General features: G+C 53.5%; 10 protein-coding genes and 1 tRNA gene. 6 read left to right on the top strand and 5 right to left on the bottom strand.

Annotated elements, in window-relative coordinates; all coding sequences use genetic code 11:
- Window positions 1–175: 175 nt before the first annotated feature.
- A tRNA-Ala gene (locus LF599_RS13740) sits at window positions 176–251 on the top strand.
- A gap of 675 nt (window positions 252–926) precedes the next feature.
- On the opposite strand, the gene LF599_RS13735 is transcribed toward LF599_RS13740, so the two are convergent.
- Window positions 927–1,082 (bottom strand): hypothetical protein, encoded by a 156-nt coding sequence (locus LF599_RS13735; protein WP_269941894.1) that lies wholly within the window; start codon window positions 1,080–1,082, stop codon window positions 927–929.
- Window positions 1,083–1,411: 329 nt separating this feature from the next.
- On the opposite strand from LF599_RS13735, the gene LF599_RS13730 reads away from it, so the two are divergent.
- Window positions 1,412–1,843 (top strand): hypothetical protein, encoded by a 432-nt coding sequence (locus LF599_RS13730; RefSeq protein ID WP_279521163.1) that lies wholly within the window; start codon window positions 1,412–1,414, stop codon window positions 1,841–1,843.
- A gap of 50 nt (window positions 1,844–1,893) precedes the next feature.
- Entirely contained in the window at window positions 1,894–2,190 is a 297-nt protein-coding gene (locus tag LF599_RS13725) for a hypothetical protein (RefSeq protein ID WP_269941895.1), read from the top strand.
- Between the two features lie 629 nt (window positions 2,191–2,819).
- Here LF599_RS13725 and LF599_RS13720 read toward each other — a convergent pair.
- The 4 genes from LF599_RS13720 to LF599_RS13705 are packed head-to-tail and all read right to left on the bottom strand — an operon-like array spanning window position 2,820 to window position 5,619.
- A complete protein-coding gene (locus LF599_RS13720; protein ID WP_279521162.1) occupies window positions 2,820–3,242 on the bottom strand; it encodes a hypothetical protein in 423 nt (140 codons plus the stop codon).
- Window positions 3,239–4,825 carry a recombinase family protein gene (locus tag LF599_RS13715; protein WP_279521161.1) on the bottom strand — a complete coding sequence of 529 codons (1,587 nt, stop codon included), beginning with the start codon at window positions 4,823–4,825 and terminating at the stop codon, window positions 3,239–3,241. Before LF599_RS13715 ends, LF599_RS13720 begins: the two co-directional genes overlap by 4 nt.
- Window positions 4,818–5,342 carry a DUF2924 domain-containing protein gene (locus tag LF599_RS13710; RefSeq protein WP_279521160.1) on the bottom strand — a complete coding sequence of 175 codons (525 nt, stop codon included), beginning with the start codon at window positions 5,340–5,342 and terminating at the stop codon, window positions 4,818–4,820. Before LF599_RS13710 ends, LF599_RS13715 begins: the two co-directional genes overlap by 8 nt.
- Window positions 5,343–5,376: 34 nt before the next feature.
- The gene (locus tag LF599_RS13705; RefSeq protein WP_279521159.1) at window positions 5,377–5,619 is read right to left on the bottom strand and encodes a hypothetical protein; all 243 of its coding nucleotides are present in this window, start codon (window positions 5,617–5,619) and stop codon (window positions 5,377–5,379) included.
- Between the two features lie 297 nt (window positions 5,620–5,916).
- Here LF599_RS13705 and LF599_RS13700 point away from each other — a divergent pair, with 297 nt between their 5' ends.
- The 3 genes from LF599_RS13700 to LF599_RS13690 are packed head-to-tail and all read left to right on the top strand — an operon-like array spanning window position 5,917 to window position 9,064.
- Window positions 5,917–6,150 carry a LexA family protein gene (locus LF599_RS13700; protein WP_009379056.1) on the top strand — a complete coding sequence of 78 codons (234 nt, stop codon included), beginning with the start codon at window positions 5,917–5,919 and terminating at the stop codon, window positions 6,148–6,150.
- 33 nt (window positions 6,151–6,183) lie between these two features.
- Window positions 6,184–6,972 (top strand): hypothetical protein, encoded by a 789-nt coding sequence (locus LF599_RS13695; protein ID WP_279521158.1) that lies wholly within the window; start codon window positions 6,184–6,186, stop codon window positions 6,970–6,972.
- Complete coding sequence (locus LF599_RS13690; RefSeq protein WP_279521157.1) at window positions 6,962–9,064, top strand: 7-cyano-7-deazaguanine synthase; 2,103 nt, start codon at window positions 6,962–6,964, stop codon at window positions 9,062–9,064. The genes LF599_RS13695 and LF599_RS13690 overlap by 11 nt, the downstream gene beginning before the upstream one ends.
- Window positions 9,065–9,242: the final 178 nt, after the last annotated feature.

Below are 9,242 nucleotides of genomic sequence, written 5' to 3'. Positions count from 1 at the left end.
CTGTCGTCGGTCTCTTCGCGCGCGCCGGTCCGGACGTCGGCTGGCGAGCATTTTCGATCCGGGCGGCAGCCCTTCCGCGCCGAGATCGCAAATATATTCCGACCTGTCGAAATTTGTGCGTATTTTCTGTTGACAACATCGTCCCCTTGAGCCAAGTTGTCCTTCCCAACGACGTGGGGCTGTAGCTCAGTTGGGAGAGCGCTTGAATGGCATTCAAGAGGTCGTGGGTTCAATTCCCTCCAGCTCCACCACCATATTTTCTTAAGTAAAAGGACCGTTTAGCTTGATAGGCTGGATGGTCCTTTTTCTATGGTTGGTCAACCAGCTGGTCAACCATTTTGTTGAATAACTATTTGAGATAAATGATTAATGATGTGTATGAACTGTGTTTGAGGATGTATGAGGTAAGATTGGTTTTAGCCAGTGCTTTGGGGCGATTTTTCGGGATGTGATATTTTCGCGCCTCCTGCCCGTTTTGGGGGTTGGGGGAGGAGTGGTTAGGAATTTGGTAACCGCGCAGGATTGGGGTGTTTTTGCGCGAATTATGAGGAGAGACTTTGGATGCTCTGGGGTTCCGTCGGGTGGTGGAAGAACTCTTGGATTCTAGTCAAGCGGTCATAAACCTCTTACGGTTCATTTGCTCAGACGATTAGTTCATTCCCTTTGAAATGATGTGATTTACCAACTGAAAGAACACATCTCTATTATATGAGCATTTTATCCAGAGGTGGTTAAAGGAGAAAAATTTATCGCGATTCTCTAAGTGTAATTTATACGGGTTGTTATACGAGTTAAATCCCCACTCGCCGCTTTCGCCAAGAGTGAGACCATTTTGTTGGTATATCTCAACGAGATTAAATATTTTATTTTTCTTTTCGACTGTTCCATTCAGGTAGATTTTAGCATTATCATAAACAAAAAAACCATCAGATTCGATCTGCTTCAAATACAATTGAAGTCGGTTGTTGAATGTTTTCTTGCTTATAAATGTATGTATTTGACGGAGAGCCTTCATCTTTTTGCTGTCCCGATACATGGATGAAGCTGACAATTTGTGTTTCCCATTTGTTGAAAATATCCACAAATAAACTCCTCTTGTGTTCACAAGGTTTATCGTAGCGTTGCTTTCTCGGTAATCAATGCCGGAGATTGTGTCATATTCGTATGAAACATCTTTACACTGATATGTTGTGTCAAGAAAATGGAAGCGTTTGTAGTGCGGTATAGTTAGTCCTTTACACGGTATTTTATATTTGCAGCTAATTACCATGCTGAAAGCAGTAAAGCTATTCTTTTTCAGGTTTCAGCTAAAATTTGCTCGATATTTTGATGAGTTTTGGTCCTACGTGTAGTCTTATGTTCATTCGTGTCTTGGTGATTTTAGAAACTTTATATTCCCGATGGAGATGGAATGATCATTGAGTGTGCTGTTATGAAAAATTCCAAGGATCGGTTGCTGGCTTTTTTCCCTGACAGAATCGTTGATGTTCATCGAAGAATGTTCTTTAGCTTTTCTGTGCTCTTGGGTTCAGTTGGTGTCGTAGCATCTCAGTTGTCGCGAGATAAGAAAGACAAACAAAAATTGCACTGGACCAAAGAGGAAGTTTTAAAAAAGGACAAGACAGCGTGTTTCTTTGAGTTTGAAAATGTGGATGAAATTCAATTTGTCTTTAAGAAAGGAAATTTCATAACTAGCAGAGCAATGGTGTACCGCTGGGTTCGTTTGGTTGTCGATGGGCAAAAGGTGGAGTACAGTTTTCTAGATAAGAAAAAATTTGATGAATGCTTTGAATTGGTTTCAAGCGTATATAAAGACAAAGTTAGGCTGTTAGAACGCAAGTAACCGGTTGATTTTTTTGAGTATGAGGTAAAAATCGATTTAGGGGGCTCAAAATGGATGGTGCATTATACAACGCACTAGTTGCTGCGACGGCAGCAGTAGTGATTGCCATGATCTTTCTCGCAATCAAATTTGTGCTTTCTGGTACTGGTCGATTGGTGAAAACCGTTGCGACCGGAGGTGCTCCAGATTTTTATGGCGACTACAAGTATCATTCGCGGGTTAGAAATTTAAAGTCTTCTGATTTTCGCAAAGAGATGGCGGAACTGAACCAAGGGTACCTTGAAGAGAAGGTTGGAAAGGAGGAGTATGATGAGACGGTAGCTCGCCTTTTGCAAAAATATGAGTGAGCCAGCAGTGCTTATTATGGTTGGTGCTTGGGGAGGATGGCAGAAGAAATGGTCAACCATCCGGTCAACCAAACGCCTTCAACACACCTCCAACATCACTGATTTTGTGTTGGCTTCAGGATAAAAAGTCAAAGTATTTCAAGTGTTAAGTGCCCACATTCTTGCATGGCATTCAAGAGGTCGTGGGTTCAATTCCCTCCAGCTCCACCATTTAGAAAAGACAAACCCGTCTCTCTGGGGTCATTCTCCGGGGTGACGGGTTTTCTTTTTCCCCTTGTTTCTAAAGGGTTTGCGTCCGTTTCACATCTTTCCAAAGCACCTCTCCGCACCATCGATTCTCCCCATCTTCCAGCCTTTCTTTCTCTGTTTGGCCCCTGATTCTCTGTTTTCTCCGGACGGAGTCCGAAGCTCGTCCGGAAAGCTACATCCTTGATTGATATGGGTTTGCGGCTGGTTGCCGTTTTTGGCGGTTGTCTTAGGTCATCGTTCGATGCCGCAACCGGACGTTTTTTTCGAAATCGCCCGCCTCGGCCATGAAAAGAAGCGCGGTCAACTCCGGCTTCCTGCCCCCTAAAGAAGAAAAGCCGACGCTGATAGTCGGCTCTCTGGGGTGGTCTTCGGTCCGGTCGTCAGTCGGTGGCGAAGCCGAACTGGCGGCGCTGCTCGGCCCAGTCCTCGGGAAAGGTCTGGGTCAGCTTGGCCAGCGAGAGCCCGTTGGGTTCCTCGCCGTTGATCAGGGCCTCGACGATGTCGGGGGCCAGGGTCGTCAGCTTGAGGATGCGGGCCACATACGAGCCATCGACGTCGAGGGTACGGGCAAGCTCGCTGATGGACTTGATCTGGCCGGATTCGAGGATGTCGGCCCAGCAAAAGGCCCTTCCCAGCGCCTGGAGGACGGCGGACTGCACCGGTTCCTGCGCTCCTGTGATTTCTCCATCCAGGGCCTGGGGAGCGATGACCGTCTTGCGGCCGCGCATGCGCCGGATCAGCATCGGGATATGGATCTGCAGGTTGCCGTTGTCGGCAACGGTAATGGTCGGCTTCATTTTCATCGGTTTGTCCTCCGTTCCGTGACTTCGCATGCCAGACCGGCCAGCTCTGCGATGAGCGTTGTCAGTCCGTTGGTGCGCAGCTCCATGTCGATTCCGGTCTCGCGGATCTCCACCTTGTCCACCAGGAGGCGGATAAGGCGATTCCGCTCCACCGGGAAAAGGTCTTCCCAGAAGCCCTCCACATTCTGGAAGGCCTCCGACACATCCTGTTCCGTGATGCTGTTCCCCTGGTAGGCTCTGCATCGCTCGCTCACATGGGTCAGTTGTTTCGAGAGCTCGACCGCCTGACGGTTGACGGTCGTCAGCATCTCGGCTTTGCCCGGCTGATCGTTGCCGGGCTTCATCAGTTCAAGTGCCTGCTCCCGCGCCTGCGACAGCTCCATCTCGAGTTGGGCTTTCTGTTTGAACAGCCGCTCTCGCTCCGCCTGCTCGATGTCCCGGGCAGCGAAGTAGGTCTTGGCCACCAGCGTCGGTGTGCGGAACACCGCGCTTAACTGCTCGACTACGGCCTGCTCGATGTCCCCGGCGGGAATACGTTTGAGCGGGCACCGGCTCACGGTCCGCTTGCTGTCCTTCTGGCAGATGTAATAGGTGTAGTGGCGGCCGTTCTTGCGGGCGTAGGTCGGTCCCATCGAGCATCCGCAGTGGCCGCAGCGGATGACGCCTTTCAGCGGGGCGACCATTTTGGTTCTGGCCATGGATACCTTGACCGGTTTGTTGTCCTCCAGGATGGCCTGCACCTTGTCCCAGGTCGCCCGGTCGATGATCCCTTCGTGCTCGCCGGGGTAACTGCGGTCCTTGTGGGCGATCTCGCCGATATAGATCCGGTTGTTGAGCAGCCGGTAGATATGGGCGGTGTTCCATTCGGAGCCCTCACGGACTTTGCCTTTTTTGGTGGTCCAGGCCTTGGTGCGGTAACCCTGTTCGTTCAGCTCCTGGCCCAGCTTCTTGGCCGAGCCGATCTGGATAAAGCGGCGGAAGATGTACTGCACCGTCTTGGCCTCATCGGGGTTGACCAGCAGCTTCTTATTATCCCGGTCAACGTCGTATCCGAGGATGGGCACGCCGCCGCAGTATTTCCCCCGGCGCTTGGCAGCCGCCACCTTGTCCCGGATACGCTCGGCAATGACCTCCCGCTCGTACTGGGCGAAGGTGATCAGGATGCCGAGAAACATTCGGCCGGTGGGGTCGGTGGTGCTGAAGTGCTGGGTGACCGAAACGAAGCTGACGCCCTTTTCGTTGAAGAGGTCGATCATCTTCATGAAGTCCAGCAGCGAGCGGGACAGCCGGTCGACCTTGTAGACCACGATCACATCAATCTTCCCGGCGTCGATGTCCGCCAGCAGGCGGCGCAGCCCCGGGCGCTCCATGTTCCCACCCGAGAAACCACCATCGTCGTAGCGATCCGGCAGGGCCGTCCAGCCCCGCATCCGCTGACTCTCGATATAGTGTTCCGCCGACTCCCGTTGGGCATCCAACGAGTTGAACTCCTGTTCGAGCCCTTCCTCATGACTCTTGCGGGTGTAGATGGCACAGCGCAGGGTCTTGTTCTTTCCCGGCGCGACATTGCTGTTATCAAGCATCCGACCCTCCCTCGGCTTTTCTGCCGTAAACCTTCTTCAGTCCGAAAAAGACCTTGCCGTTCCAGCGCGTCCCGGTGATCTCCCTGGCCACCGCGCTGAGCGACCGGAAGGTGCGACCTTCGAACTCATAGCCATCGGCAAGGACAGTCACTTCATAGCGCCGGTCGTTCCAGACCCGCACCAGTCTGGTTCCAGGCAGGATCGCCTCGTTCGATTTCCGTTCCTCTGGGATGCGTCGATTGACAGTGGCGACCGGGTCCTCCTTGGCTGCCTGCTGGAGATGGACCTTGGCCTGCTCGGACAGCCCGCCGTAGAAAAGCTCCTGGATGCGATAGGCCAGCCTCTTGATGAGGAATTGCTTCTTGTACTGGGGCGGCTCTTCACCGTAGAGGTCGAGCCATTTTCCCCGGAGTTGCTCCAGGGACATAGATTGCAGCAGAGCCATCTGCCGAAGGACCGAGTTTCGGGTTCGGTCCTGGTTCTTGCCGCCGGTGGCGGCGTTCTGTAACTCATTCATTTTCAACTCCTTATTTTGGTTTCCGGACGAGTTGTCATGAATGAATGCTCTGTTCCGGCAATGAATCAAGTCCTTCTCCGAGCACAGGGGAAGAATCTTCGAAAACATCTAACTCATTGCCCACACATGCGTTTTTTTCCTTTCGGCGCAGGATCGCCGTGGCCAGAATGGAGGCGGCTGACTGGAGCCTCGCCTCACCCGACAGGCGGCCGGGCTTGCCGTTTTCGCCAAGGTCATCCGTCCCCGGCCAATCATTCATTTCTTGTACATCCAACATCGAACACCTCCGGTGGGACCGGGGGGCTGGATGGTGTGGATGCCAGAAAACGGTGGCGGTCGGGATGCGCGTTCGATGGCACCCACAACCGCCTCAGCTCCGCCTCTGGTCGGTTATCTGGTTGTGCCCGGCTTGAACCGGACTTGCGTTCGTTACCTACCGGAGGGACGTGCAAGATGACGGAATCAGACGAGAAGTCCTGTTTTTTTTGATTGACCTGATGTTCATCAGGTCGTATATTTTGTGGTCATAAATTGGGCTTAATCCGCTCAGTGGCTACGACACGGAGCAATCGCCATGGGAAAGAAAAAGGTCTCGGAAATAACCGACCCACAAGCCAACACGCTGAGGGTCATTTGCCAAATCATCGATGAAAAGGGGTTGCCGCCAACGGTGAAAGAATTGTCGGAAGTCCTTGGTATCAGCCACGCGAGCGCCCACGAGCAGATCGCTCAACTGGTACGGAAAGGCTATCTGAAGAAAGAGGCTCGTAAGGCCCGAAGCATCGTCGTCATCAGGAGGCCCGAATAACGATGCTGGGTCGCGAACAATAAGGAGATCGACATGGGGCACGTCAGACTTGGAAGCCTTCCAAGGTCGAGGGCATGGAAAGAGGTGGTCGGCTTGATCACGGCCGGTGCCGACGTGTCCCAAATCGCAAACGCCACAATACGAGCGGCCGACAAGGCCTTCACCTTCGTGCTCAACGATGAAGGGTTCACCGAGGCGGTCTGGTTGATGACCCAGCTCGCCATTGCCGCGAAAAAAGAGAACTTCGGCGAGCATCTCCAATCCCTTGGCGTCAACCTGCCGCAGGATACATCCCTTCCCGATCTTGCCGCCGCTGTCTCCGAGGCCTTGGATAATAAATTGGAGTCCAACGGTGGCCGATCCGACCTCGGTGAAATGTCTCAGCGGGCATTGGTTGGAGCCTTGGTAGAGCACATCTCGCCAAAGCTGCCGTCTCTATTCGCCCCCGGGCCAGATGATGTTCGGGCCGCACTGGCAGCGCTCGGAAAAAAGCGGGAGTTCGGAGAGCTGTCGCGGACTTTCTTCTCCAAGCTGACCAACGAGAGCATGAACTACTTCCTGTCAAAAACGCTGGCGACCCATCTTGGCGAGGGCCAGCGCTTTGCCACCATGAATGAAATGGGACAATTCGAGAACGCCCTGAACACACACTGCAAAGAGGCGTCCCTGATCGTCGAGCAGTTTTCAGCAGACTGGTTTTCAAAGCACAGATACGAAGAAGGTGGTGACATCTCCAGGGAGTCTTCCAATGGCTTCGCCTCCTATGCGCTGAAAAAGATGAAGGACGAGCTAAAAGAAGGAGCGCGAGCCGATGCAAGATAAGCGTTACATCATCTGCGGAAACGCACCGACCGATGGGATTAAGGAAAACCCTGACCGGGATCTGCGTCTGCGCCTTTGGGGCAACGACGGGCCGGACAAGATCACCCTGCGCATCGAAGACATTCATACAAAAATTGTCAGAAATGTGCCGGATGTTTTCCAGGATCTGCTTGAGATCGCCACCTATGTGTACTGTGCCGACCAGGCCATTCCACGGGGAGCCGATGACGTCGATTCCTTCGGGCACGGCTGGCGTAGAGATCTGCACTTCATCATCCCGGTACGGACCCCGGATTTCTGGAACGGGAAAGAGATTCGGCAGGCGCTGTGCTCAACGCTTGGTTTCCTGTCCGACGACAACTACCACTTCGAGTTCACCAAACTGACAGAGGCACAGGCGTTCCAAGGCTACCTGGACTTCAACGATGACGGACGTCTTCACGGTTTTCCGGAACAGGTGGTGATGTTTTCGGGCGGCCTGGACTCACTGGCGGGAGCCATTGACGAGGTACTGAATGAAAAACGACGGGTCGTTCTGGTAACCCACAAGCCGACCCCGAAGCTCAACAAGCGCCACCGTCGGCTGGAAAAGATGATTGCCGACAAGGCTGGCGAAAACGATCCCCTCCACATCGGCGTTCGCGTCAACAAGAACAAGAAGCTCAACAAAGAGTACACCCAACGGAGCCGCTCCTTTCTCTATGTATCCATCGGGGCGACCATTGCGCGGATGCTGAACCTGAAGAGCGTCCGATTCTACGAAAACGGCGTCATCAGTCTGAATCTGCCGGTCTGCGCCCAGGTAGTCGGCGGGCGGGCAACTCGAACCACCCATCCCAGGGTGATTCGAGGTTTTCAGGAAATCATCAGCCTGGTGGCTGGCGAGCCGTTCACGATTGAGAATCCCTACATCTGGAAAACTAAGGCAGATGTCATCGAGGTGATCACCAAGGCCGAATGTCAGGACATGATCGCGGTGTCGACCACCTGCACACACACCTGGGAGATGACCAATCACCATACCCACTGTGGAACGTGTTCGCAGTGTATCGACAGGCGTTTTGCCATGCTTGCGGCAAAGGCCGATCAGTACGACCCGGTGGAAGCCTATAAAGCCGATATCTTCACCCAAAGCAGAAGCAAGGATGAAGACAAGATCATGACGGCCGCCTACCTGGAGCGTGCCAACCAGGTCCGTGATCAGGATAACATCACCCAGTTTATCGCCCGGTTCAGCGAGGTAAGCCGGGTCTTCCGCTACCTGAATGGGAACCCCGGAAGCGTGGCCCAAAAGGTGTATGACCTTTACAAGCGTCACGCCAAGGAGGTTTGCGACGCGATGGACACCATGGTCGCCCGAAACATCACGGCCATTCGCCAACGGACATTGCCCGGAGACTGTCTGTTGAGAACGGTGTACGAATCCGGTTCGGTGATCTCGGTCCCTGCTATCCCGGTTGAGATCAAGCAGCCGGACAACTACTTCAGGGAGCGCGGCGGCGTCTGGGCTGCACGCTTTAATGGCAACGCCGAAGTGCTCGTAACGGGTGTCGATAAAGGCGCTGAGTACATCAATTTCCTCCTGGCAAGGCCGAACAAGGAAACCTCAGTCTACGAGATCGTCTGCGGCTTCGCTATCGATAGCTGCAACGCAGTCCTTAACTCCAATGAAACCGACGAAGGCTTTCAGGTCACCCAGGGGTTACCGCTGGGTAATGCGGGTTTCGTTGCCGACCGAAGAGCTGTCGAGGAGTACCGGGAGGCTGCTCATGAACTTTTTCAAGAGATCGAGGAAGCTCGGGCTACCAACAATACGGCCGAAATTAAGCGGCTTGAAGATGAAATGACGAAGGTCATCGCCGCGATCAACGAAGCCGTCGGCCTGGGCGGCAAGCTTCGGACGTCTAAAGACAAGCGCAAAAATATCCGTGACGCTTTCCGGATCGCTGTGAATCGGGCCATTGAATACCTGGAAAAGTACGACAAGCCGCTGGCCGCCCACCTGAAGGAGTCCATCAAGTGCGGCAACGAGCCGGTCTACCGGACCGAGGAGGAGATCGTTTGGGAGGTCCGCCCCATAGTCAACGAATGACCCGGGACCACCCAGGAAGAAAAAACTAAAAAAAATTTCCGCTACGCCAAATGTAGCCATTGCGACGCCGGATGTAGCGCCTTCCCCAATGAAGGCGCGATCCGGCGTTTTTTATTGGTCAGCACAGGGTTGGCCACCGGGCGTGCCAGAACTTCCGAACAAGGAGACTGGCAGTGGC

It is taken from the genome of Pseudodesulfovibrio thermohalotolerans (assembly GCF_021353295.2).
GTDB lineage: Bacteria > Desulfobacterota > Desulfovibrionia > Desulfovibrionales > Desulfovibrionaceae > Pseudodesulfovibrio > Pseudodesulfovibrio thermohalotolerans.
This window is presented reverse-complemented; position numbering and strand designations above follow the sequence as displayed.

What these genes read in the sequence shown, in the direction of transcription:
- LF599_RS13730 (WP_279521163.1), top strand. Translation starts at nt 1,412, where the DNA reads ATGATCATTGAGTGTGCTGTTATGAAAAATTCCAAGGATCGGTTGCTG.
- LF599_RS13725 (WP_269941895.1), top strand. Translation starts at nt 1,894, where the DNA reads ATGGATGGTGCATTATACAACGCACTAGTTGCTGCGACGGCAGCAGTA.
- LF599_RS13720 (WP_279521162.1), bottom strand. Translation starts at nt 3,242, where the DNA reads ATGAAAATGAAGCCGACCATTACCGTTGCCGACAACGGCAACCTGCAG.
- LF599_RS13715 (WP_279521161.1), bottom strand. Translation starts at nt 4,825, where the DNA reads ATGCTTGATAACAGCAATGTCGCGCCGGGAAAGAACAAGACCCTGCGC.
- LF599_RS13710 (WP_279521160.1), bottom strand. Translation starts at nt 5,342, where the DNA reads ATGAATGAGTTACAGAACGCCGCCACCGGCGGCAAGAACCAGGACCGA.
- LF599_RS13705 (WP_279521159.1), bottom strand. Translation starts at nt 5,619, where the DNA reads ATGTTGGATGTACAAGAAATGAATGATTGGCCGGGGACGGATGACCTT.
- LF599_RS13700 (WP_009379056.1), top strand. Translation starts at nt 5,917, where the DNA reads ATGGGAAAGAAAAAGGTCTCGGAAATAACCGACCCACAAGCCAACACG.
- LF599_RS13695 (WP_279521158.1), top strand. Translation starts at nt 6,184, where the DNA reads ATGGGGCACGTCAGACTTGGAAGCCTTCCAAGGTCGAGGGCATGGAAA.
- LF599_RS13690 (WP_279521157.1), top strand. Translation starts at nt 6,962, where the DNA reads ATGCAAGATAAGCGTTACATCATCTGCGGAAACGCACCGACCGATGGG.